This is a genomic window from Bradyrhizobium sp. USDA 4503, assembly GCF_054055815.1.
On the sequence record NZ_JBSRXS010000001.1, the window covers coordinates 3856829 to 3880453 of the forward strand.

Consider the following 23625-nt stretch of genomic DNA (forward strand, 5'->3'; position numbering starts at 1 on the left):
TGGCGCGGCGCCATGATCCCGTGCTCCATGGACAGGTCATGAGACAGTCCCGCCTTTCCCCTCTCGCCGCGCTTTGCGCGTTCGGACTGGCCGCAGCAAGCCCCTGTCCGGCGCAGGCCGCGGAGCCGGTGAGCCTGCGCATTCTCGCGATCAACGATTTCCACGGCTATCTGCGGCCGCCGCCGGGCGGCATCCGCATCACCGACGCCGCTGACGCGACCAAAAAGATCATGGAGCCCGCCGGCGGCGCCGAGCGGATGGCCACCGTCGTCAAGCAGCTGCGCGAGGGCCACAAGAACAACATCTTCGTCGCGGCCGGCGACCTGATCGGCGCGAGCCCGTTCCTGTCGGCGATGTTTCATGACGAGCCGACCATCGAGTCGCTCTCGCTGATGGGGCTTGCGATCTCCTCGGTCGGCAATCACGAATTCGACGAGGGCAAGGACGAGCTGCTGCGGATGCAGAATGGCGGTTGCCATCCGATCGACAAATGCCAGGGGCCGCACCCGTTCACAGGAGCCAAATTCCGCTATCTCGCCGCCTCTACGATCGAGAAGGCGACCGGCAAGCCGGTGTTTCCGCCCTACGAGATCAAGCAATTCGACGGCATTGCAGTGGCCTTCATCGGGCTGACGCTGAAGAACACCCCGAACCTGGTGTCGCCGGCCGGCGTCGCGAGCCTCGACTTTCGCGACGAGGCCGAGACCGTCAATGCGCTGGTCCCCGAGCTGAAGGCAAAGGGCGTCGAGGCGATCGTGGTGCTGATCCACGAAGGCGGCTTTCCGACCGGCGACTATAATGAATGTCCAGGGATCTCCGGGCCGATCGTCGACATCGTCAAGAAGTTCGATCGCGCGGTCGACGTCGTGGTCTCCGGCCACACCCACCAGGCCTATGTCTGCGAGATCGATGGACGGCTCGTCACCTCCGGCGACAAATACGGCACCCTGGTCACCGCGATCGACCTTCAGCTTGATCCGAACAGCCATGACGTGATCAGCGCCAGGGCCGCCAACACCATCGTGCGGATCGCCGGCACGGCCAAGGATCCCGAGCAGAGCGCGCTGCTGGAATCCTACGACCGGCTGGCCGCGCCGATCGCGAGCCGCGCGGCAGGCTCGGTCACCGAAACGCTGTCGCGTACACCTGCCGAAACTGGCGAGAGCCCGCTCGGCGACATCGTCGCCGATGCACAGCTGCTTGCAACCAGCGCCGAGCCGAATGGCGGCGCGGTAATCGCCTTCACCAATCCCGGCGGCGTGCGCACCGACATCGTCAAGCGCGAGGACGGCGCGGTGACCTATGCCGATATCTTTGCAAGCCAGCCGTTCCGCAACCAGCTGGTGACGATGACGCTGACCGGCAAGCAGCTCAAGGACGCGCTGGAGCAGCAATGGGCCGATCCGAAGCGGCCGCGCGCCCTCCAGGTCTCGAAGGGGTTCTCCTATGCGTGGGATGCGAGCAAGCCCGATGGCGCGCGCATCATTGCCGCACGGATGTCGCTGGACGGCAAGCCGATCGACCCGGCCGCGAGCTACCGCGTCACCGTGAACAATTATCTCGCCGAGGGCGGCGACGGCTTCACGGTGTTCAAGCAAGGAACCGCGCAGCAGTTCGGCATCTACGACGTCGATGCGCTCTATGCCTACTTCAAGGCCAACAGCCCGGTGGGCCCGACGGCAGACAAGCGGATCGAGCGGATCAATTGAGCGAGGTCTAGGGGTGGCGTACGCAGCTCCTCACGTCATTACGAACGGAGCGAACCAATCCATTGTCTCCGAGCATGCGGCATGGATTGCTTCGCTCCGCTGGCAATGACGCGGAAAACACCCCGGCTTTGGAAGGACGGGAACAGGGATGATGTCGGCCCTTTCCGGAACGCCGCTAACGGCCTAGATTAGGGCCTGCTCTTGCATGATCTTGGTCGGAAAACCGCTGCGCACTTTTCCGGATCATGCGTCCTCGCACGCGCATCGATTGCGCCGGGAATCTGCATGACACTGCTTCTGACGCATTCCGCCTGTCTCGACCACCTGACCCCTCCCGGACATCCCGAACGCCCCGACCGGCTGCGGGCGGTCGCCGAGGTGCTCGGCGAGGATCGCTTCAAGGCGCTGGTGCGCGATTCCGCGCCGGAAGGCGACCTCGACACCGTGCTGCTCTGTCACGGTGAGCACTATGTCGGCGAACTCCGCCACATCGCGCCGACCTCCGGCATGATCTATATCGACGGCGACACCTCGATGTCGCCGGGCACCTGGGAAGCGGTGATGCGCGGCGTCGGCGGCGCGGTGGCCGCCGCCGATGCGGTGATGGAGGGCAAGCATCAAAACGCGTTCGTCGCGGTGCGCCCGCCCGGGCACCACGCCGAGAAATCGACGCCGATGGGCTTCTGCTTCTTCGACAATGCCGCGATCGCTGCCCGCCACGCGCAGCGCAAATACGGCATCAAGCGCGCCGCAATCATCGATTTCGACGTCCATCACGGCAACGGCACGCAGGATATCTTCTGGGCCGACCCGACCGTGATGTATTGCTCGACGCACCAGATGCCGCTGTTCCCCGGCACTGGGGCCGCCGGCGAGCGTGGCGAGCACGACACTGTCGTCAACGCGCCGCTGGCGCCCGGCGACGGCGGCGCCAAGTTCCGCTCCGCTTTCGAGAACCTGATCCTGCCGCAGCTGGAGAAGTTCTCCCCCGAACTTATCGTCATTTCGGCGGGCTTCGACGCGCATCACCGCGATCCCTTGGCCTCGATCAACCTGACGGGCGAGGATTTCGGCTGGGTCACGCGCAAGCTGATGGATCTCGCCGACAAGAGCGCCGGCGGCCGCGTCGTCTCCGTCCTGGAAGGCGGCTACGACCTGCAGGGCCTGAAAGAGTCGGTGGCATCTCACGTCACCGCATTGATGGACGGGTAAATCCCCGCCACAATACGCCCGCAAAAATTCGATTGATTCTGCGCCGGGGCGAGCATGGCCTGCGACAGGTCATGTTTGGACGACAAGATCAGGTTGCGATCTGATCCACGCAATCGGGAACGCAAGAATGGCCGAGAATACCCAAGCCGACGTGAAGAAGCTCTCCTTTGAACGCGCGATCGAGGAACTCGAATCGATCGTCAAGCGGCTCGAGGACGGCAAGGTCCCGCTTGAGGAATCGGTCGCGATCTACGAGCGCGGCGAGGCGCTGAAGCGGCGCTGCGAGGAATTGCTGCGTCAGGCCGAAGCCCGCGTCGACAAGATCACCACCGACGCCTCGGGCCAGCCGACCGGCACCGAGCCGCTCGACCTGCAGTAGCGCTACCGACCACGTCGATCGTGCGGCGCGATGTCCGCCACGGCGGGCAATTGTTGCTGTGCATTTCCAGCCACCCGTAAACCTCCGGGGCTACCCGCGGGGTCGGGTACGGCTGCGAATCAGGCCGAGCCGGCCCGGCCGGCTGCCGCCAAATTAGGCGAATTGGAACCCAGCTCCCACCCGACTATTGAAAAGACTAGGTTTTTCGGCGCGCCGCATAGGAACCTTGCGGCCCCTATCGGGTTGGCTTTGGCGGCGGCTTTGGTGTAATGCTTCCAGTTCTATGGGCATTTGAGAGTGGCGGGCAGCCCGACTTTTCGGGCGGCATGCATCTCAAATGGTTCGACAAAACTGAACCGGGACGGGTGAAGAGCGACCAAGGTGATGCATATCACGTGGTCCAATCCGGAGTGAATCTAGGCTTACAACCAGGCACCGGCCTGCCGGGGCGGCACCCAGTGTCTGGCATTCGCTGCGCGGTGTGCGCGCCATCCCATCTCGCGTCGGGCGGTTCGTTCCGACAGGCAAAAATTGGAAATTCGCTGTGACCACATTTAGTAAGACGCCGCTTCTTGACACTATTCACACGCCGGATGACCTGCGCAAGCTGAAGGTCGAGCAGGTGCAGCAGGTTGCCGACGAGCTGCGCCAGGAAACCATCGACGCGGTGTCGGTGACCGGCGGCCATTTCGGCGCCGGCCTCGGCGTGGTCGAACTGACCACCGCCATCCACTACATCTTCGACACCCCGCGCGACCGCCTGATCTGGGACGTCGGCCACCAGGCCTACCCGCACAAGATCCTGACCGGACGCCGCGACCGCATCCGCACGCTACGCACCGGCGGCGGTCTCTCCGGCTTCACCAAGCGCACCGAAAGCGACTACGATCCGTTCGGCGCCGCGCACTCCTCGACCTCGATCTCGGCCGGCCTCGGCATGGCCGTGGCGCGCGATCTCTCCGGCGGCAAGAACAACGTTATCGCCGTGATCGGTGACGGCGCGATGTCGGCGGGCATGGCCTATGAGGCGATGAACAACGCCGGCGCGATGAACTCGCGCCTGATCGTGATCCTCAACGACAACGACATGTCGATCGCGCCGCCCGTCGGCGCGATGAGCGCCTATCTGTCGCGCCTCTACTCCGGCAAGACCTACCGCTCGCTGCGCGAGGCCGCCAAGCAGATCAACAAGCGCCTGCCGAAGATCCTCGCCAACCGCGCCAACCGCGTCGAGGAATATTCCCGCGGCTTCATGATGGACGGCGGCACGCTGTTCGAGGAACTCGGCTTCTACTATGTCGGCCCGATCGACGGTCACAATCTCGACCATCTGCTGCCGGTGCTGAAGAACGTCCGCGACATGGAGACCGGCCCGATCCTAGTTCACGTCGTGACCCAGAAGGGCAAGGGCTACGGCCCGGCCGAAGCCTCCGCCGACAAGTACCACGCCGTGGTCAAGTTCGACGTCGCGACCGGCACCCAGGCCAAGGCCAAGCCGAATGCGCCGGCCTACCAGAACGTGTTCGGCCAGAGCCTCGTCAAGGAAGCCGAGAAGGACGACAAGATCGTCGCCATCACCGCGGCGATGCCGTCAGGCACCGGCGTCGACATCTTCAACAAGGCGTTCCCGGACCGCACCTTCGACGTCGGCATTGCCGAGCAGCACGCGGTGACCTTCGCCGCCGGCCTCGCCACCGAAGGCTACAAGCCGTTCTGCGCGATCTACTCGACCTTCCTGCAGCGCGGCTATGACCAGGTGGTCCATGACGTCGCGATCCAGAGCCTTCCGGTCCGCTTCGCGATCGACCGCGCCGGCCTGGTCGGCGCCGACGGCGCGACGCACGCGGGTTCGTTCGACAATGCTTATCTCGGCTGTCTGCCGAACATGGTGATCATGGCCGCCGCCGACGAGGCGGAACTGGTCCACATGGTGGCGACGCAGGTTGCGATCAACGATCGTCCGAGCGCGCTGCGCTATCCGCGCGGCGAAGGCCGCGGCATCGAGATGCCGGAAGTCGGCGTTGCCCTCGAGGTCGGCAAGGGCCGCATCATCCGTGAGGGCAAGAAGGTCGCGCTGCTGTCGTTCGGCACCCGTCTCGCAGAGTGCGAGAAGGCGGCCGACGAGCTCGCCGCGCACGGCCTTTCCGCCACGATCGCCGACGCGCGCTTCATGAAGCCGCTCGACGAAGAGATGATCATGAAGCTCGCCCGCGACCACGAGATCCTGATCACGATCGAGGAAGGCTCGATCGGCGGCTTCGGCTCGCATGTCATGCAGTTCCTGTCGGACAACGCCATGCTCGACAGCGGCATGCTCAAGTTCCGCTCGATGATCCTGCCCGACGTGTTCCTCGACCACGACACGCCGGCGGCGATGTATGCCCGCGCCGGTCTCGACGCCAAGAGCATCGTTGCCAAGGTGTTCGAAACCCTCGGCAAGGACTACAAGGCCGAGACCGTCAAGCTCGCCTGATCGTGACGGGCGGCGCTCACTGGAGCATTTTCGGTTCTGATTGAATCAGAACCGAAGCTCCAGGTTGTCGCTCGAAAACGCACCAGCCCCGGCAAGTCCATGAAGATCTATCTGGCAGGTCCTGACGTGTTCCTGCCGGATGCCGTGGAGATCGGCCGCCGCAAGGCGGAGGTTTGCGCCTATCACGGGCTGACCGGGCTGTATCCGCTCGACAACAGCATCGATCCCACCGCCGCCGGCGTCTCGCTCACCATCTTCAAGAGCAACGAGGCGATGATGGAGTCTGCCGACGCCATCATCGCCAACTTGACGCCGTTTCGCGGCCCCAGTGCCGACGCAGGCACGGTTTACGAACTCGGCTACATGGCGGGACGCGGCAAACTGTGCCTCGCCTATTCCAACGATCCCACGTCCTACGCCAATCGCGTGGCGCGGCTCAGCCAGGTCGTGCCGGCATCCGACGGACGCCTGATCGATGCGGAGGGGCTGACGGTGGAAGAGTTTGGATTGCCGGACAATCTGATGATGATGCACGCGCTCGACCTGCACGGCAGCCCGCTGGTGACCCCGCGCGAGCCGTCGGCCGACCTATGGCACGACCTCACCTCCTTCGAGGCCTGCGTGCGGCTCGCTGCCGCGCAGCGCCGGCAGGCGGCGAAGTGACCAGAGCGGGCGACAACGACAACGACGCATCCGCCGGCAAACGCATCGACGTGCTGCTGGTGGAACGCGGCCTGTTCGAAAGCCGGGCGCGAGCGCGCGCCGCCATCGACGCCGGCCTCGTCACCGCCGACGGCAGGCAGATCGCGAAGGCGTCCGAGATCGTCGCACCGGGCGCGGCCCTCTCGGCCGAGCCGGCGCATCCCTATGTCTCGCGCGGCGGCGTCAAGCTCGCCGGCGCGCTCGAGCACTATCCGATCGACGTCGAGGGCCATGTCTGCCTCGATGTCGGCGCCTCGACCGGCGGCTTCACCGAAGTGCTGCTCGCCAATGGCGCGAGCCTCGTGTTCGCCATCGATGTCGGCCACGGCCAGCTGCATCCCTCGCTGCAGGGGCATCCGAAAATCGTCTCCATGGAGGCGACCGACATCAGGAGTTTCGAGGGCAAGCGCCTGCCGGCGCGGCCCGACATCGTGGTGATCGACGTCAGCTTCATCTCGCTGAAGCTGGTGCTGCCGGTTGCGCTGTCGCTGGCGGCCGCCCCGATGCATCTCTTGGCGCTGATCAAGCCGCAATTCGAGGCGGCGCGCAAACACTCCAAGCGCGGCGTGATCCGCAACGCGATGGTGCACCAGGAGATCTGCGACGACATCGCAGCCTTTGCCGCCTCGCAGGGCTGCACCGACATTCAGGTGTTCCCGTCATCGATCTCGGGCGGCGACGGCAATATCGAATTCTTCCTCGGCGCGCGCCGTGGCTGAGCTTCTTACCATCGACCATGTCGGCCACCGCGGCGACGGCGTCGCGATCGAGGGATCGCAATCGATCTTTGTGCCTTATGCGCTGGCCGGCGAAACGGTCGAGGTCGACGACGTCCCGGGCAACCATCCCGACCGGCGGCGGTTGCTGCGGGTCGCGCAGGAAAGCCCCGAGCGCATCGCGCCGTTCTGTCCGCATTTCGGCGTGTGCGGCGGCTGCGCGATCCAGCACTGGAACGATGTGCCCTACCACGCCTGGAAGCGCAACATCGTGGTCGAGACGCTGGCGCAGCCGAAGATTGCGGCGGAAGTCGCAGCGCTGATCGATGCCCATGGCGCGGGCCGTCGCCGCATCACGCTGCACGGGCGCATTGGCAGCCACGAGGTCCTCAAGGTCGGCTACGCCGCGGCAGGTTCACACGATATCGTCCCGGTCGATCGCTGCCCGATCCTCGATCCTGCGCTCGACGGCGCGATCGAGGCGGCCTGGGCCACCGCCGAGCCGCTGATCGCGATCGGCAAGCCGCTCGACATCCAGGTCACCGCAACCGTCAACGGACTCGACATCGACGTGCGCGGTTCCGGCGCGCTGCCGACCAGCCTGATCACCACTTTGTCGCGCGTTGCGGAGAAGCACCGGCTGGCGCGGCTGACACGCCACGGCGAGCTGGTGCTGCAGCGTGCCTCTCCCGAGATTGCGATCGGAAAGGCGAAGGTCGTGCTGCCGCCCGGCTCGTTCCTGCAGGCGACCGTCAAGGGCGAGGAGACGCTGGCCGCGCTGGTTCGCGAGCATTGCGGACGCGCCAAGCATATCGCCGACCTGTTTTGCGGCGTCGGTCCGTTTGCGCTGCGCCTCGCGGAGAAGGCGCGGATCGCCGCCTTCGACAGCGACACGGGTGCGATCACCGCGCTGCAGAAGGCCGCGCAATCGACGCCGGGGCTGAAGCCACTCAAGGCCGAGGCGCGCGACCTGTTCCGCCGTCCCCTGATGCCGCAGGAGTTGCGCGACTATGACGCCGTCGTGTTCGACCCGCCCCGCCAGGGCGCGCAGGCGCAGGTCACCCAGCTGGCGGCGAGCAAGGTGCCGGTGATCGTCGCGGTGTCCTGCAACGCCGCGACGTTTGCGCGCGACGCGAAAATCCTGATCGACGGCGGCTACAAGATCGCAGCCGTCACACCGGTCGATCAGTTCCGCCACACGGCGCATGTCGAGCTGGTGGCGCGGTTCGCGCGCTGACAGGACGGAGCGGCTATCGCTGAGCGCGGGCAGTCTCGCTATAGTCTGCGCTCCATGTCCGACGATCCGCTGCTCGCACGCATCATCCCCGTTATCGCCGCCGTATCGGGCGTCGCCGCCATCGTACTCGGCGGCTCGCGGGCGCGCGGCACGGCGCATGACACCTCCGACACCGATATCGGCCTCTACTATCGGGATGGCGCCGCGCCGGATATCGATCGGCTGCGCGAAGCTGTAACGGGTCTGGTCGACGACCCCGCCGCTGCGCATGTCACGCCGGTCGGCGAATGGGGACCGTGGATCGTCGGCGGTGCCTGGCTCACGATCGGCGGCCGCAAGGTCGACCTGCTCTACCGCAGCACCGATCAGGTCTCTGCTGTCATCGATGCTTGCCGGAACGGCGAGATCAGCATGCACTACCAGCCGGGCCATCCGCACGGCTTCTGCTCGGCGATCTGGATGGGCGAGGTCGCGCTGTGCCATCAGCTGCACGATCCCGACGGCCTCGTCGCGGCGCTGAAGGCGAGGACTGTGCCCTACCCGCCGGCCCTGCGCGATGCGCTGATCCGGCGCTTTCAATGGGAAGTCCTGTTCAGCATCGAGAATGCAGAGCTTGCTCTGCCGCGCGGCGACGGCACGCATGTCGCCGGCTGCGCCTATCGCGCGCTGGCCTGCCTCGCACAGGTGCTGTTTGCGCTGAACGGGCAATATCTGATCAACGAAAAGAGCGCACTGGCGCAGGCCGCGAATTTTCCGGTGACGGTTCGCGCCTTGCTGGCCGCGCCGCAGAGGTCTGGCGGCAGATCGGTGCGACCGAGCATGCCGCCGCGTTGCAGATGCTGCGCGCGATAGAGAGTGAGCTCCAGAAGATCTGTAGGGCGAGTTAGAACCGTAGGATGGGTAGAGCGCAGTGAAACCCATCATTCGCGCCATAGACATGAATTGATGGGTTTCGCTGCGCTCTACCCATCCTACGAGGTCCACATGATCGCTACCGCCCCCAGCGGTCCTGCCAGATCTTCTCGCCGATCAGGCAATTGACCCGCGGCTCCTTCTCGGCGGTCCGCATGATGGGGCGCTCGGGGGTGCGGCCGGCAACTTCGAGCAGCAGCTTGGTGCGGATCGCCTCCTTGAACTTCTCACGATCCTTGATCGTCACCACGAAGGAGCCCGGTCCGCCGATCACGCAGTCCTCGTAGTAATAGTCGAGATTCTCGATATCCATCGTCGAGTAGGACGGTTCCTTCACCATGATCGGCAGACCGTTAATGACGATGCCCTTGTCGAGCGCCGCATCGCGCGCGGGCGTGATCGGCGTGCCGTTGTTGTTGGGCCCGTCGCCGGAAATATCGATCACGCGGCGCAGCCCGCGATGCGGATTCTCGTCGAACATCGGGATCGCGAAATAGATCGCGCCGGAGATCGAGGTGCGCGAGGCGCGGCGCACCGGCGTCTTCATGATCTCGGCGGCGACCGCATCGGCGGATTCAGGACCGTCGATCACCCGCCAGGGGATGATGATCTTCTGATCGTTGGAGGCGGCCCATTCGAAATAGGTGATCGAGATCTTGCCGTTCGGACCGGCCTTCAGCGCCTGCAGGAAATCCTTGGAGACGATCGCCTGCGCATAGCCCTCGCGCTGGATCGCGAGCTCGTCCATGTCCATCGAATAGGAAACGTCGACCGCGATGATCAACTCGATGTCGACGCTCGGTGTGGATTCCTTTTCAGCCAGGCGATGGCCGGGTTGGGTTCCCGGGCCGGGCGCGGCAACACCGGCCACATCGCCGCAGGCCACCATGCCCGCGACAAGCACCGCTCCGATCGAGACATACCAGCGCATTGCGGCCCTCCCGTCGTATGAGTGTCATGGTGACACGCAATTCAGGCGGCGAAAAGCGCAGATATCAGCTGTCCTTCACATTCAGGTTAGACGTCCACACTCAAGTCAAACTTCGTTTGTCTCGAATGCGGCAACGCGCGCCGTGCCGTTGCCGCAATGACGCCGTGCAAATCGAACGGTTCCAAGGCGCGCCTGAAGACGGTATTCTTACGGGGCAATCGCGAGGGAGTGCGATGCCAGATACCGTCGTCAAGCCGAAAACCAGGACGAAGACCAAGGTCAAGCGGCCGCGCCTGCACAAGGTGATCCTGGTCAACGACGACTACACGCCGCGCGAATTCGTCGTCACCGTGCTGAAGGGTGAATTCCGCATGACCGACGACCAAGCCTACAAGGTGATGCTGACGGCGCACCAGCGCGGCGTCTGCGTCGTCGCTGTCTTCACCAGGGACGTCGCCGAGACCAAGGCGACGCGCGCCACCGACGCCGGCCGCGCCAAGGGCTATCCGCTGCTGTTCACCACCGAGCCCGAGGAATAGCGCGCCAGCGCCAGATTGCCACAGGCCTTGCCGCGAATTTTAGCGATCGCGGCGACCGGTGCTTTTGGGATCGCATGGCATGAACGCGGCATGTCCGTCGCACTGCGCCAACAGCTCTCACTGCGGAAGACCCGCCCAGAAACCTCGTTCGGGCCGTTTCGCCCCCTGCCCGCTCTGCCCTGGCTCGTCATGGCGGCGGCGCTGCGGATCGTCGGTTTCGGCAGGCCCGGCCTGACGCTGCCCGCGCTGGTGCTGGCCGACATCTGCGTGCTGCTCGCCTTCTTCGCGACAGCGCGGGACTCGATCCAGGCTGCCGGAGGCCAATCGTCGCTCGGCGAATGGACCCTGGCCGAGCAGACCAGACTGTCGGCGTCGATCCTGTGGCGGATCATGCTCGTGATGATCGTGGCATCAGTCGGCACCGCCGCGGTCGGCTTCACGTCGTGTGCTCCGCATTTGATGTGGGGCCTCGACGGCATGGCCTTCGATCAGGACTCCGATCTCGGCCGGTTCTGGAGTGCGGCGATCGCAGCGCTGGTGCTCTTGATCATCGTCAATGCGGAAGGCAATGGCGGCCGTGTCGCACTGTTTGCCGCCGTCAAGGATCTGGGCCGGCATGCGCTGTGGCTCGGCGCCGCGGTGCTGGTGCTCGGTGCGATCAACGTCGCGCTGGGCTACGGTCAGGAGCTTGTCCGCACCGCGATCTGGCACTTCTGGCAGACCGCGACGGTGGGCCAGCCGCTCAAGAACCTGGTCTACGTCGTCTTCATCTTCGGCTTCGCCATGCTGCGGCTGTGGATCACGCTGTCGATCCTGACCTTCGGCCTGAAGCAGTCTTACGCCCGCGGCGGCTAAGGCGCGATGAGATTAGGTTGAATCGTCATCGCGCCTTAGCTCTTTGTTTGAGCATGAGCTTTTCGGAAAACCGCTTCGCACTTTTCCGGATCATGCTTTAGCTCGCAGCAGCGACCGGCGCCTCGTCGTACAGGCCGTAGACCCGTTCGGACTTGGCAATTCCAGCGATAGGAAACTCGCCGAGATCGCTCCAGCCGCCGTCGCTGATGCCGGCGAAGCGCTCCGAGGCCACCACGGTGCGGCCAAGACGGCCGGCGATCTTCTCCAGCCGCGCGGCGAGATTGACCGCCGGACCGATGCAGGTGAAGTCGAGCCGGTTGCCGCCGCCAATATTGCCGTAGAGCACGCGCCCGAGATGCAGCGCGAGGCCGAAACGGAAGCGTTCGACGGCATCGCCATTGGCGAATTGCAGCGCCTCGACGCCGGCGCGGGACGCGCGCGCGGCTTCCAGCACCCGTGAGCAGACCTGCACCTCGTCGCCGAGATATTCGTCGACCGGGAACACCGCGAGCAGGCCGTCGCCCATGAATTTGAGCACTTCGCCGCCATGGTCGCGGATCGCGGTGACCTGGCAATCGAAGTAGAGGTTGAGGATTTCCACCACCGTCTCGGCCGGCAAGCGGTCCGACAGCGCGGTGAAGCCGCGCAGGTCCGACAGCCAGATCGCGGCATCCATCGTATCGGCATGGCCGCGCCGGATCTGGCCGCCCATGATGCGCTCGCCGGCACGGTTGCCGACATAGGTGTCGAGCAAGAGCGAGGCGGTGCGGCGCAGGGTGATGATCTCGATATAGCGCGCCAATGGCACGGTGATCGACCGGATCGCATCGAGCTGCTCCTCGGTGAAGCCACCCGGCTGCCTGGTGGTCCAGCTCGAGGCATTGACGAAGCCGTCGGTATAGACCAGCGGCACGGCGATGTAGTCGGTGACGCCTTCGGCCTGCAGGTCCACGACGATCGGAAACCGGGCGCTTGCGGGATCGTCGAGCCGCGCGCGTACTTCAACACCCTGCCTGAACACGGTCGACAGCGGGCTGACGGCAAATTCCGGGGAGTCCAGGATGTTGTGATCGACGGTGCCGGTTTCGACCTCGGCGCCGGGCTTCCAGAAGAAATGGCGGCCATAGATCTCCGGATGCAGCGTGCGCACGAAGACGCCGATGCGCCACAGCGGCAGGCCGGCCCGCACCAGGCGCTCGCAGCATTCCGCCATCATCTGCGGCGGGGTCGGCGCCGACCGCGCGCCGCCGATCATCCATTCGATGATGTCCCGAAGCTCCGACGCGTTCATGGCATTCCCCCAGGGCGGTCTGGCGACCGCCACTATATAAGGGATCAGCGCCCGGTCTGCCCGCGGTCGCGCAGAAAATGATCGGCCAGCACGCAGGCCATCATGGCCTCGCCGACCGGTACCGCCCGGATGCCGACGCAGGGGTCGTGGCGGCCCTTGGTCAGGATGTCGGTATCCGCGCCCTTGCGGTCCACGGTCCGGCGCGTGGTCAGGATCGAGGACGTCGGCTTGACCGCAAAGCGCACCACCACAGGCTGCCCGGTCGAGATGCCGCCGAGGACGCCGCCGGCATGGTTGGACAGGAAACGCGTTCCGTTGTTGCCGGTCCGCATCTCGTCGGCGTTCTCCTCGCCCGACAATTCGGCGGCGCCGAAGCCGGCGCCGATCTCGACGCCCTTGACCGCGTTGATGCTCATCATCGCCGCCGCCAGGTCGCTGTCGAGTTTGGCGTAGATCGGCGCGCCGAGGCCGGCTGGCACGCCCTCGGCGACGACCTCGATGACGGCGCCGATCGAGGAGCCGCTCTTCCTGATGCCGTCGAGATAGCTTTCGAAGAACGCCGCCTTGTCCTTGTCGGGACAGAAGAACGGGTTGTTCGCAATCTCGTCCCAGTCCCACTTCTCGCGGTCGATCTTGTGCGGCCCCATCTGCACCAGCGCGCCGCGCACCTTCACCTCGGGCAGCACCTTGCGCGCGATCGCACCGGCCGCGACGCGGGTCGCGGTCTCGCGCGCGGAGGAGCGTCCGCCGCCGCGATAGTCGCGCAGGCCGTATTTCACTTCATAGGTAAAGTCGGCATGGCCGGGCCGGAACTTGTCCTTGATCTCGGAATAATCCTTCGAGCGCTGGTCGGTGTTCTCGATCAGCAGCGCGATCGGCGTGCCGGTCGTCACCTGCGCGCCGGTTTCCGGATGCGCCATCACGCCGGACAGGATCTTGACCGCATCCGGCTCCTGGCGCTGGGTGGTGAAGCGCGACTGGCCGGGGCGGCGGCGGTCGAGGTCGTGCTGGATCTCCTCCGCGGTCAGGGGGATCAGCGGCGGGCAGCCGTCCACGACGCAGCCGATCGCGACCCCATGGCTCTCGCCGAAGGTCGTGACGCGGAACATATGACCGAAAGTATTGAAGGACATGGCGTGTCGTAACGCGCAGAGGCAGCGGGGTCAAACAGCCAAGCTGTCATTCCGGGGCGATGCGGAGCATCGAACCCGGAATCTCGAGATTCCCCGGGGCGCAATTGCGCCCCTGAGGTTCGCTTCGTGCCCCGGAATGACAGTGCGAGTTAACTATGCTTCCGCAGCCCCTGCTCACCGAATACGTAGACCGCCCCCTGCTCGATATAGAGTTCGGCGGCCGAGGCCGGCGTCTCGAAGCCGAGCGCCACCATCAGCGCCCGCGCCGTACCGCCATGGGCGACCGCGACCGTGTCCGACGTCACCGAGCGGTACCAGTCGGTCATCCGCACCTGCACGTCGACATAGCTCTCGCCGCCGGACGGCGACACCGTCCACTTCTCGGCCAGGCGGCGGGCATACAGCGCGGGGTCCGCAGCCTGCGCCTGCGCCAAGGTCGAGCCCTCCCACGTCCCGTAGCCGATCTCGCGCAGCCGCGCGTCGAGCGCGTAGTCGCCCGGCGGCAGGCCGAGCTCGGCGCGCACCAGCTCCATGGTGGCACGCGCCCGGATCAGCGGGCTTGCGACGAACGGCAGCGTCGCCTTGTCACGGCGGTCGCGCGCGAGGAGATCGCCGAGGATGCGCCCGGCATGCGCGGCCTGGGCGCGACCGCGCTCATTGAGGGCGATGTCCTGCACGCCCTGGAGCCGCCCTTCGGCGTTCCACGCGGTCTCGCCGTGGCGGATGTAATAGATCGTCGGTACCGGCATTCCCGTAACGGCTGGTCCCTGCTGCGCGAGAGGTCGGCCGCCTCAAGGCTTCCACGCTCCGAATTTTTTCGGCTCGGAGGTACACCAGCACTTCGGCTGGCGACAAGCCCAAATCGGCCGCAGCTTGGGCGGTATGCGCGCAGATCGGCGCAGACGGAATAGCCACGCCGCCAGGGTGTTATGTTGGACAAGGCGGCTATCGCCGAGACCATCGAAGACTGGGATGCATGACCGCGTTTCGTCAAAGTGTCGAAGCCATGATACCGGCGCTGCGTCGCTATGCGCGCGCGCTGGCGCGTGACACGGATATCGCCGACGATCTGGTGCAGGACACGCTGGTGCGGGCGCTGCGCTCGGAGCGGCTGTTTCTCGGCGGCGACGTCAGGAGCTGGCTCTACACGATCCTGACCAATCTGAACAAGAACCGCCGGCGCTCGCTGGCGCGGCGGCCGGCGTTCGTGCCGCTGCTCGATAACAATGCCGACGCCAGCGGCACCGAGGCCGAGGGACGCGACATCGAACGCGCGCTGTCGACGCTGGTCGAGGAACAACGCTCGGTGCTGCTGCTCGTCATGCTGGAGGGCATGAGCTACCGCGAGGTCGCCGATATCCAGGGCGTGCCGATCGGCACGGTGATGTCCCGCCTCGCCCGCGCCCGCGCCCATGTCCGGGCCTCGATCGAGGGCCAGCGCCCGGCGCTCCGGCGGGTGAAATGATAATGTGCGCGATGGCCGGCGTTATGCATGAACGATTTTCGAACAAGATTTGGCAGAGACGACTGATATGACCGACCCGAACATTCCCGTCACCGAAGACGAGTTGCACGCTTACGTCGACAACGAGCTGCCAGCCGAACGCCGCGGCGATGTCGAGGCGTGGCTTGCCGCGCATCCCGACGACGCGGCGCGGGTGCAGTCATGGCGTGCGATGGCCGAGACACTGCATGCACGCTACGACACCGTGCTGGACGAGGCGGTGCCGAAACGGCTCGAACTCGAGCGGCTGGTGCGCCAGCCGCGCCGCTGGGTCTATGGCGCGGTGGCGGCGACGGTCATGGCCTTCGTCGCCGGTGGCGGCGCCGGCTGGATCGCGCGCGGAGCGGCGGCGACGCCGTCGGCATTCCAGAGCTTCACGGTCGATGCCCTCGATGCGCATCGGCTCTACGTGGTCGAGGTCCGGCATCCCGTCGAGGTGCCCGGCAGCGAGCGCGACCACCTGCAGCAATGGCTGACCAAGCGCTGCGGCTGGGACGTCCGCGCGCCGGAGCTGACCGGGCTGAAGCTGGTCGGCGGCCGCCTGCTGCCCGGACCGAGCGGCCCGGCGTCGTTCCTGATGTATGAGAGCACGTCGGGTGAGCGGTTCACGGTCTACACCGCCAAGGTGAAGACCGAGGCGACCCAGATGCGCTACGCCGTGCAGGGCAGCGACGGCGCGCTGTTCTGGGCCGATCGGGGCGTCGCCTATGTCGTCAGCGGCGGCACCGATCGCACGCGCCTGACCCAGGTCGCGCAGGCCGTCTACGATCAGATGGAGAAGAGCGGCGGGTGATCTTCCGTAATTTTACGGAAGATCAGGCCGTCGAAATTGCGTCATTTCGAGCAAGTGAATCCAGCCTCACTCAGCGTCCCAATTCCGACATCGAAAACTTCGATTCGCGTCATCGACGCGTCTCATTATCGCACCGGATGCTCACGCGAAGATGATCCGCGCCCGATCCGCCGATCGGCGCACGCGGCCTCGATTGGGGTTTTGTGTACCGCGCTGGTCCCCCTCTCGAGGCCGCACTCCTTTTCCGTCATCCGGTCTGCACGCCGCAGACCTCGGACGGCCCGTCATCCTTTGTGACGCGCTCACGATGCCCGCGTCTACCCCGATAGAGTCCGGGGTAGTGCAGTTTCGCGTCTTCGCGTCTTTTGGGGCGCGTTATCGGCGGTCAGCCGAGATCGCTACGCGGATTGTAGGGTTTTTGATCCCGCCACGTCTGCATCAATGCCTCAAGCTCGGCATCGTTCCCGTCGGGAAGGATGATGCGGGTCGTGACATAGAGGTCGCCGGTCGCGCCCGCCTTCGACAGCCCCTTGGCCTTGAGGCGGAAGGTACGGCCGCTCGAGGTGTTCTTCGGGATCGACAGTTCGACCGCGCTGCCGAGCGTCGGCACGCGGACCTTGCCGCCCAGCACCGCCTCGTAGAGGGTGATGGGCAGGTCGATCCTGAGGTCGTTGCCGTCGACCTTGAAGAACGGGTGCGGCGCGACCGAGATCGTGATCAGGAGATCGCCGGGCGGATGGCCTTGCGCGGTCTCGCCCTGCCCCTTCAGCCGGATCTGCTGACCCGCAGCAACCCCGGGCGGAATCTTGACGTTGAGCTCGCGGCCGGTCGGCAGGCGGACGCGCTTGTCGCCGCCCCTGACCGATTCCTCCAGCGACACCGTCATAGCGACCGAAAGATCGAGGTCGACGCCGACCCCGCCGCCGTCAAACTCGAACGGACTGGCCCGGCCCGCGCGGCTGCCGCCTCCGCGAGCCGCATTGCCAAACATGCTGTTGAGGATGTCCTCGAAGCTGCCGCCGCCCATGCCGCCGCCGGGCCCGGAGCGGAAACTGTACTCGAAGCCGCCCGGACCGGCACGGCCGCCGGCACCGCTGCCGCCAGGGAAACCCTGGAAGCGCGGCTTGCCTTCGGCATCGATCTCGCCGCGGTCGAACTGCTTGCGCTTGTCCTCGTCGCCGACGATCTCGTTGGCCGTGTTGATCTCCGCAAAGCGGGCCGCCGCCTTCGGGTCGTTCTTGTTGTTATCAGGGTGATGCTTCTTGGCGAGCTTGCGATAGGCGCTCTTGATCGTCGCAGCGCTGGCGCTCCGCTGCACCCCCAAGACCTCATAGGGGTCGCGCATCCGTCACGTCTCCTTCACGGGAAAAATCAGTCCTGGCCGGGAACCCGTCCGGGCCCACTTTACCTTGATGTGGGGGCTCAGTGGCATTTTTGCAACTAGTCCGGCTTCGCCGGAATTCTCAGGATTTTCTCCAGGGCTTCAGGCTATGGATTTCCCACCGCCCTTGTCCAGCCTTGCATGCGGCGCCCTGCAGCCAGCTCTCGGTGGCTCCGTTGACGTAGCTGGCAAGGAAATCCCGGCACGTCTTGCCGTCCTCGCCCGAATAGGCCTGGGCCAGCGGCGTCACCGAGCCGCGCGCGCCGGTTTCAGGATTTTCCCAGGGCTGGCTGGAATCCTTGTCGCCCTTGGTCAGCACGTCGGAGGCGGCATTGCGGGCGAAGGCGAGATCGCTGTCGGTCGGCATCACCGCATTGATCTGGGTCGGCCTGATCGAGCCCGTCACATCCTTGTCGTCCAGCTTGGCGAAGGCGTCGCTGCGCGACAGGCTGCAGCCGCTTGCGCCGACGCCGATCAGGATCAATGTCACCACCGCGCCTGCGGGGTGGATCGCCGATAGGCCAACGCGCCCCCATGCCCTATATAGGGCTAGTAACGCGCTTTCAGACGCGGGCGGATGCAAATCGGGACTCCTGACATGACCGACACGACCTCCATCAAACACCCGACACCGTTAACATCGGGTGATTTCACCGCGGCGGAGGAGCCGTTCGCCCTGTTCGCCGAATGGTTTGCGGAGGCGATCAAGTCCGAGCCGAACGATCCGAACGCGATGGCGCTTGCGACCGTCGATCCCGACGGCCTGCCCGACGTGCGGATGGTGCTGATGAAGGGCTTCGATGCCGACGGCTTCGTGTTCTACAGCCACATTGCGAGCGCTAAGGGCCGCGAATTGGCCGCAAATCCCAAGGCTGCTTTACTCTTCCACTGGAAATCGCTGCGCCGCCAGGTGCGCATCCGCGGGCCGGTCACGCCGGTGACCGATGCCGAGGCCGACGCCTATTTCGCCACCAGGCCGAAGCAGGCGCAGATCGGCGCCTGGGCCAGCAAGCAGTCGCAGCCCCTGGAGAGCCGCTTCGCATTCGAGCAGGCGATCGCCAAGACCGGTGCGAAATACGTCATCGGCGAGGTGCCGCGGCCGCCGGGCTGGAGCGGCTGGCGGATCACGCCGCAGCGCTTCGAGTTCTGGCACGACCGCCCGTACCGCCTGCACGACCGCATCGAATTCCGCCGCGACGGCGCCGGCAGCGCCTGGTCGAAGGTGCGGCTCTATCCTTGAAAGCTGCGACCGTCATGGCCGGGCGAAAGCGCGAAGCGCATCTTCGTGTAAGATGACCCGGCCAGCGACGTCTTGATCCCAAGTCATCCCAAGTCGTTCGAAGGCGTGGATGCCCGGCACGCCGCCGCGCATGACGAAAACGAAAGAAACCGTCGATGCCCCACCCATCCAATGCGCCGCGGCGCACGCTGCTTCTGACCGGCGCAAGCCGCGGCATCGGCCATGCCACCGCGATCCGGTTCTCGTCCGCCGGCTGGCGCGTCATCACCCTGTCGCGGCATGCGTTTCCCGAGGTCTGCCCCTGGGGCGCCGGGCCGGAAGACCACATCGAGGTCGACCTCGGCAGCCATGACGACACCGTGCGCGCGATCTCCGAGATCCGCAGGCGGCTCGAGAACGATGAACTGCACGCGCTGGTCAACAACGCCGCGATCTCGCCGAAGGCTGCGGGCGGCGGCCGGCTCGGCACCATGGACACCGACATCGAGACCTGGACCCACGTCTTCCACGTCAACTTCTTCGCACCGATCATGATCGCGCGCGGGCTGATCGAGGAGTTGAAACACGCCAAGGGCGCGGTGGTGAACGTCACCTCGATCGCCGGCTCGCGCGTGCATCCGTTTGCCGGCGCGGCCTATGCGACGTCGAAGGCCGCGCTCGCGGCGCTGACGCGCGAGATGGCATCGGACTTCGGCCGCGTCGGCGTCCGCGTCAACGCGATCGCGCCGGGCGAGATCGATACCTCGATCCTGTCGCCGGGCACCGAGAAGATCGTCGACCAGCAGATCCCGATGCATCGCCTCGGCACGCCGGACGAGGTCGCCAAGATCATCTACGTTCTCTGCACGGAGACCAGCTCTTACGTGAACGGTGCGGAGATCCACATCAACGGTGGTCAGCACGTCTGAGCTTGGGAAGAGCCGTATTTCGGGGAAGGAAGTTTTGAGGCGATCCCGGCCGCCGCCGCGGCCGTCATTGGGATTGCTTCACTTGCAGGCGTAACAACGCAAACGAGGCTTCTGCCTCCGAGGCTTCGGCCTCTAGTCTGCGTAGAACCGACGCGACTTCTTCTCGGGCTGCCGCAGCGCGACGTCGTTCAGCGCGCTGGAGCATTCGTCTTCGTCCTCGCCATCCAGCAACGCAGCGCCACAGTAACGGCAAAGTCTCGGCGAGATCGCCTGCACCTTGCCTGCTGCGCGGTCCTGTTGATAGCGCGCAAAGTCGATGACGTTACGCCGTGGCGTTATGATCTTCTCAACCATTGCTGTCCTCCGGCTTCGAGGCGGGCGTTATCGCAGACAAGTTTCGCCCAAACGTTCAGCGCAACGCTCAAATTTTAGCAGAGGAAATAAGGCAGGAAGCGCGTCCCAAAACGCGACGCGTGGAACCGGTCTACAGCCACTTCTTCCACTTGAAGATCCAGTACGGCACGATCGCCGCGATCAGCATCAGCACCAGTGCATACGGATAGCCGTGCGCCCATTCGAGTTCCGGCATCACCTTGAAATTCATGCCGTAGATCGAGGCGATCAGCGTCGGCGGCATCAAGACCACCGCCATCACCGAGAACAGCTTGATGATGTTGTTCTGTTCCAGATTGACCACGCCGAGCATGGCGTCGAGCACGAAGGTGATCTTGTTGGAGAGATAGGAGGCGTGGTCGGTCAGTGAGGCCACGTCACGCTGCATGGTCTTGAGCTGCTCGCGCATGTCCTTGGACCATTTCACGCCCTCGACCACCGCGGAGAGGAAGGTGACGAGGCGGCCGATCGAGACCAGGCTTTCGCGAACCTTCGAGGTCAGGTCGCCCTTGCGGCCGATCGCGATCAGAATCTGCGAATATTGCTTGGCGTGGCCGTGGCGCTCGCTCTCCGGCTCGAAGATGTCGTGGGACACCTGGTCGATATCGGCCCCGCAGCGCTCCAGAATGTCGGCGCAACGGTCGATCACCGCGTCCAGCAGTTCCATCAGCACCTGCTCCCCGGTGATGCTGGGGGAACAGGCGCGCGCCAGCTTGTTCTCGACCAGCGCGAACGGCTTCGGCAGGTCGTAGCGCACCGTCACCAGCCGATGACCGGTGAGGATGAAGGTCACCGCCGTGGTGCGCGGCATGTCGGTGTCGGACTGGCACATCAGCGTCGCGGTCATGTAGCGCGCGCTGTTCTCGATATAGAGGCGGCTGGAGATCTCGATCTCCTGCATGTCTTCCCGGGTCGGCACCGCGATCCCCGCGAGCTTCTCGACCGCCCGGTCCTCCTCCACGGTCGGATTCACCAGATCGACCCAGACCGCTCCCTCGGGCAGCGCGCCGAGGTCCGTCGCGGTGGCCTTCTTGAGCGAAAACTCGGACGGAACGAACACCGACAGCATCACGAACTCCACGAAACAGGGCTGGCAGGACCCGCCGACTTAGCGCGATTCTGGGGGGCGCTTCATGACCGGGGTATTAACCGGGCATCCATACTTGTGGCGGCCAGGCGGCAGCGACGTGACGCCGACTCGTCGACCGTTGCCTGTTTGCACAAAAACCAACCCGGCACCAGAACAGTTGCGGCAAAAAAGCCACAGACAGCGTCCCGCGATGCGGGAAAGGCATCTAAAGTCTGGGAATAATGGCACCTTTCGGCAATAATGCCGCTAATGGAATCGTGGCGTTTGGGGCGTAATAGTGGCGCTTTCGGGCGCGGATTTTCGATTGGAATGTAATCATGTCATCGCTCAAAGTTACCCTCGGGATTCTGGCCGCGGGCCTGATGTTGTCAGGCTGCATGCAGGCCACAACCTATGAGGCAACCAACACCGCGAACTTCAAGCCGCGTGACAAGGAACTCCTGGCCAAGACCACTTACGTCAAGACGCCGGTCGCTGAACCGTTCCGCCGCGCCATCGTCGAGTATCACCGCAAGGAAGCCCCCGGCTCGATCGTGGTCGATTCCGACAACCATTACCTCTATTACGTGCTGAACGACGGCAAGGCGATCCGCTACGGCATCACTGTCGGCGAGGAAGCCATGGCCTGGTCCGGCATCGCCAAGGTCGGCAGCATGACCGAATGGCCGGCCTGGCACCCGACCCCCGGCGAAATCTCGCGCCTCGGCGTCCCGACCTTCGTGGCCCCGGGCCCGGACAATCCGATGGGCTCGCGCGCGATGTATCTCTATTCGGGCGGCAAGGACACGCTGTTCCGCATCCACGGCACCAACCAGCCGGAATATATCGGCGCGTCGATCTCCTCGGGCTGCATCCGCATGACCAACGAGGACGTCATCGACCTCTACAACCGCGTCAAGCTCGGCACCATCGTCGTGGTGCTGGAGCCGAAGCACGGCGACTCGCCCTACAAGCCGCAGATGGCGCTGCAGGGCGGCGGCGGCACGACCTACTGATCCAATCGCGATCAAAAGCGCCGGCTTTGCCGGCGCTTTTTTGTCGGCTGCGGTTTGGTCTCGGCACTGCGGTCGGGCGCGCCCGCATCATCTGATTTTGTGGCGTTCGGCTTGCCGGTGCCAGACTTGCCGGTGTCAGACTTGCCGTGGTCAGCTTTGGATGTGTCCGCTTTCGGCGCGTTGGATTTGGCAGCGACCTCGCGCGGCGGCGCCTCTTCGGGGCGCTCGGCCGGCAACAGCGGCGCGACCTGCGGCAGCGGGTCGTCCGTCCACGTTCCACTGGCAGATCCGGTAATTGTTGCGACGCTCGATCAGGTCGAGATGGATGTGGTCCTCGTGGTACCAGTCCGAGCCCGGACCGAGCACCGTGGAGAAGCGGGCACAGACCGAATGCAGCACGGTCTCGCGCAAGGTCCGCGGCACGCTGCGGTCGGTCAGCGAGATCGACTTGCCGTTGGCGAGACCGAGCGCGCGGACGTCGAGCGCATTGGCGCGGCCGTGCTCGGAGAGCTGCGCTCCGGCGACCCGATTGCGGCCGCGGCACTCGAACGAGTCGAAATTGTCGAGATTGCTGATCCCGCCCCCGAGGCTCTGCGCGAGCGGCGCGATATCGGTGCGGACCCAGTCGGCGACCGCAGCGGCCATCTTGCAGCGGAGGATCGCGGCGGGCTTGACCGCGACCATGCGCTTGTCCGCTAGCACGATCGCCTCGAGCCGCACCAGATCCTCGCCGCCGCAGCCCCCGGCGCCGTGGATATCCGGAATGCTCGGGGCGATCGCGATCTCCTCGGTCAGCGCCTGCCGGCAGGCCGAAAGCTGCGGCGCGGCGGGCTCGGCCGGCTTGGCGGCATCAGCGGGCTTGGCCGTCTCGCTGGGCTTGGCCGCCTCGGCAGGCGCGGCCGGAGACTGCGTCCCGGCTGCGGGAGGTTCGGGCTCGGTTGCCGCCGGCGCGTGAGCTGCCGCCGGCGCCTCAGCCGGGCGTGGCTTCGGCAGCGGCACCGCTGAGCGGCGGGCTGCCTTATGCGGCCTTTGCGGCCGGGTGCCGAACAGATCGTCCCACGGAAAGCTGGGCGCGCGGCGGGCGGCCTCGGCGGGGCCTGCTTGCATGCCAAGGCAAAGCAGCACGGCGGCGGCGGTAACCATTGCCGCGCCCCCGCGACGAAACGCGCCAACAGGCCATTTTCGGCTTGCTTTCTCCGCGCTAAAGTTCATGTCAGTTCCATGATTTTACT

At 65.4% G+C, this 23625-nt stretch carries 23 protein-coding genes and 1 pseudogene; 15 read left to right on the top strand and 9 right to left on the bottom strand.

What is annotated here, in order from left to right:
* Positions 1 to 38 precede the first annotated feature (38 nt).
* The 8 genes from ACVMIH_RS18750 to ACVMIH_RS18785 all read left to right on the top strand — a co-directional run bounded on the left by ACVMIH_RS18750 (position 39) and on the right by ACVMIH_RS18785 (position 9280).
* Positions 39 to 1709: a bifunctional metallophosphatase/5'-nucleotidase gene (locus ACVMIH_RS18750; RefSeq protein WP_076829108.1), complete on the top strand. Its 1671-nt coding sequence runs from the start codon at positions 39 to 41 to the stop codon at positions 1707 to 1709.
* 285 nt (positions 1710 to 1994) lie between these two features.
* A complete protein-coding gene (locus ACVMIH_RS18755) occupies positions 1995 to 2921 on the top strand; it encodes a histone deacetylase family protein (RefSeq protein ID WP_057015218.1) in 927 nt (308 codons plus the stop codon).
* Positions 2922 to 3048: 127 nt separating this feature from the next.
* Positions 3049 to 3300 carry an exodeoxyribonuclease VII small subunit gene (locus tag ACVMIH_RS18760; protein ID WP_456815758.1) on the top strand — a complete coding sequence of 84 codons (252 nt, stop codon included), beginning with the start codon at positions 3049 to 3051 and terminating at the stop codon, positions 3298 to 3300.
* Positions 3301 to 3844: 544 nt separating this feature from the next.
* Positions 3845 to 5773: a 1-deoxy-D-xylulose-5-phosphate synthase gene (dxs, locus tag ACVMIH_RS18765; protein WP_050387827.1), complete on the top strand. Its 1929-nt coding sequence runs from the start codon at positions 3845 to 3847 to the stop codon at positions 5771 to 5773.
* A gap of 99 nt (positions 5774 to 5872) precedes the next feature.
* Entirely contained in the window at positions 5873 to 6436 is a 564-nt protein-coding gene (locus tag ACVMIH_RS18770) for a nucleoside 2-deoxyribosyltransferase (protein ID WP_057015217.1), read from the top strand.
* The gene (locus ACVMIH_RS18775) at positions 6433 to 7194 is read left to right on the top strand and encodes a TlyA family RNA methyltransferase (protein ID WP_253587659.1); all 762 of its coding nucleotides are present in this window, start codon (positions 6433 to 6435) and stop codon (positions 7192 to 7194) included. The genes ACVMIH_RS18770 and ACVMIH_RS18775 overlap by 4 nt, the downstream gene beginning before the upstream one ends.
* Complete coding sequence (locus tag ACVMIH_RS18780) at positions 7187 to 8428, top strand: class I SAM-dependent RNA methyltransferase (RefSeq protein ID WP_456862904.1); 1242 nt, start codon at positions 7187 to 7189, stop codon at positions 8426 to 8428. The genes ACVMIH_RS18775 and ACVMIH_RS18780 overlap by 8 nt, the downstream gene beginning before the upstream one ends.
* Before the next feature lie 54 nt (positions 8429 to 8482).
* Positions 8483 to 9280, top strand: a complete 798-nt coding sequence (locus ACVMIH_RS18785; protein WP_456862907.1) for a nucleotidyltransferase domain-containing protein — start codon at positions 8483 to 8485, stop codon at positions 9278 to 9280.
* Between the two features lie 139 nt (positions 9281 to 9419).
* On the opposite strand, the gene ACVMIH_RS18790 is transcribed toward ACVMIH_RS18785, so the two are convergent.
* A complete protein-coding gene (locus ACVMIH_RS18790; protein WP_456862910.1) occupies positions 9420 to 10271 on the bottom strand; it encodes a DUF1194 domain-containing protein in 852 nt (283 codons plus the stop codon).
* 233 nt (positions 10272 to 10504) lie between these two features.
* On the opposite strand from ACVMIH_RS18790, the gene clpS reads away from it, so the two are divergent.
* Together clpS and ACVMIH_RS18800 are read left to right on the top strand one after the other, a co-directional pair.
* The gene (gene clpS, locus ACVMIH_RS18795) at positions 10505 to 10810 is read left to right on the top strand and encodes an ATP-dependent Clp protease adapter ClpS (protein ID WP_456862913.1); all 306 of its coding nucleotides are present in this window, start codon (positions 10505 to 10507) and stop codon (positions 10808 to 10810) included.
* A 90-nt stretch (positions 10811 to 10900) separates the two neighbouring features.
* The gene (locus ACVMIH_RS18800) at positions 10901 to 11665 is read left to right on the top strand and encodes a hypothetical protein (protein ID WP_456862916.1); all 765 of its coding nucleotides are present in this window, start codon (positions 10901 to 10903) and stop codon (positions 11663 to 11665) included.
* Positions 11666 to 11762: 97 nt separating this feature from the next.
* Here the strand turns inward: ACVMIH_RS18800 and ACVMIH_RS18805 are convergent, their stop codons facing one another.
* The 3 genes from ACVMIH_RS18805 to ACVMIH_RS18815 form a co-directional block, all read right to left on the bottom strand.
* A complete protein-coding gene (locus ACVMIH_RS18805) occupies positions 11763 to 12956 on the bottom strand; it encodes an adenylate/guanylate cyclase domain-containing protein (RefSeq protein ID WP_456862919.1) in 1194 nt (397 codons plus the stop codon).
* A 44-nt stretch (positions 12957 to 13000) separates the two neighbouring features.
* Positions 13001 to 14089, bottom strand: coding sequence for a chorismate synthase (gene aroC / locus ACVMIH_RS18810; RefSeq protein WP_456862922.1), 1089 nt, complete (start codon positions 14087 to 14089; stop codon positions 13001 to 13003).
* Between the two features lie 149 nt (positions 14090 to 14238).
* The gene (locus ACVMIH_RS18815) at positions 14239 to 14838 is read right to left on the bottom strand and encodes a histidine phosphatase family protein (protein ID WP_168857197.1); all 600 of its coding nucleotides are present in this window, start codon (positions 14836 to 14838) and stop codon (positions 14239 to 14241) included.
* Between the two features lie 227 nt (positions 14839 to 15065).
* Here ACVMIH_RS18815 and ACVMIH_RS18820 point away from each other — a divergent pair, with 227 nt between their 5' ends.
* On the top strand, positions 15066 to 15554 hold the full coding sequence (locus ACVMIH_RS18820; protein WP_016844579.1) for a sigma-70 family RNA polymerase sigma factor: 489 nt from the start codon (positions 15066 to 15068) through the stop codon (positions 15552 to 15554).
* Positions 15555 to 15621: 67 nt separating this feature from the next.
* Positions 15622 to 16386 (top strand): anti-sigma factor family protein, encoded by a 765-nt coding sequence (locus tag ACVMIH_RS18825; protein WP_057015209.1) that lies wholly within the window; start codon positions 15622 to 15624, stop codon positions 16384 to 16386.
* 385 nt (positions 16387 to 16771) lie between these two features.
* On the opposite strand, the gene ACVMIH_RS18830 is transcribed toward ACVMIH_RS18825, so the two are convergent.
* The gene (locus ACVMIH_RS18830) at positions 16772 to 17731 is read right to left on the bottom strand and encodes a DnaJ C-terminal domain-containing protein (protein ID WP_253624181.1); all 960 of its coding nucleotides are present in this window, start codon (positions 17729 to 17731) and stop codon (positions 16772 to 16774) included.
* A 118-nt stretch (positions 17732 to 17849) separates the two neighbouring features.
* The gene (locus tag ACVMIH_RS18835) at positions 17850 to 18260 is read right to left on the bottom strand and encodes an RT0821/Lpp0805 family surface protein (protein WP_249796067.1); all 411 of its coding nucleotides are present in this window, start codon (positions 18258 to 18260) and stop codon (positions 17850 to 17852) included.
* A 105-nt stretch (positions 18261 to 18365) separates the two neighbouring features.
* Here ACVMIH_RS18835 and pdxH point away from each other — a divergent pair, with 105 nt between their 5' ends.
* A complete protein-coding gene (gene pdxH, locus ACVMIH_RS18840; protein WP_057015208.1) occupies positions 18366 to 19007 on the top strand; it encodes a pyridoxamine 5'-phosphate oxidase in 642 nt (213 codons plus the stop codon).
* A 155-nt stretch (positions 19008 to 19162) separates the two neighbouring features.
* Positions 19163 to 19915 carry an SDR family NAD(P)-dependent oxidoreductase gene (locus tag ACVMIH_RS18845; RefSeq protein WP_018270354.1) on the top strand — a complete coding sequence of 251 codons (753 nt, stop codon included), beginning with the start codon at positions 19163 to 19165 and terminating at the stop codon, positions 19913 to 19915.
* Between the two features lie 132 nt (positions 19916 to 20047).
* Here the strand turns inward: ACVMIH_RS18845 and ACVMIH_RS18850 are convergent, their stop codons facing one another.
* On the bottom strand, positions 20048 to 20269 hold the full coding sequence (locus ACVMIH_RS18850) for a hypothetical protein (RefSeq protein WP_063709281.1): 222 nt from the start codon (positions 20267 to 20269) through the stop codon (positions 20048 to 20050).
* 130 nt (positions 20270 to 20399) lie between these two features.
* The gene (locus ACVMIH_RS18855; protein ID WP_057015269.1) at positions 20400 to 21377 is read right to left on the bottom strand and encodes a magnesium transporter CorA family protein; all 978 of its coding nucleotides are present in this window, start codon (positions 21375 to 21377) and stop codon (positions 20400 to 20402) included.
* A gap of 338 nt (positions 21378 to 21715) precedes the next feature.
* Between ACVMIH_RS18855 and ACVMIH_RS18860 the strand changes: the two genes are divergently transcribed.
* Positions 21716 to 22393, top strand: coding sequence for a L,D-transpeptidase (locus ACVMIH_RS18860; RefSeq protein WP_057015206.1), 678 nt, complete (start codon positions 21716 to 21718; stop codon positions 22391 to 22393).
* A gap of 11 nt (positions 22394 to 22404) precedes the next feature.
* Here ACVMIH_RS18860 and ACVMIH_RS18865 read toward each other — a convergent pair.
* Positions 22405 to 23605 (bottom strand): annotated as a pseudogene (locus tag ACVMIH_RS18865) (extensin family protein).
* Positions 23606 to 23625 lie beyond the last annotated feature (20 nt).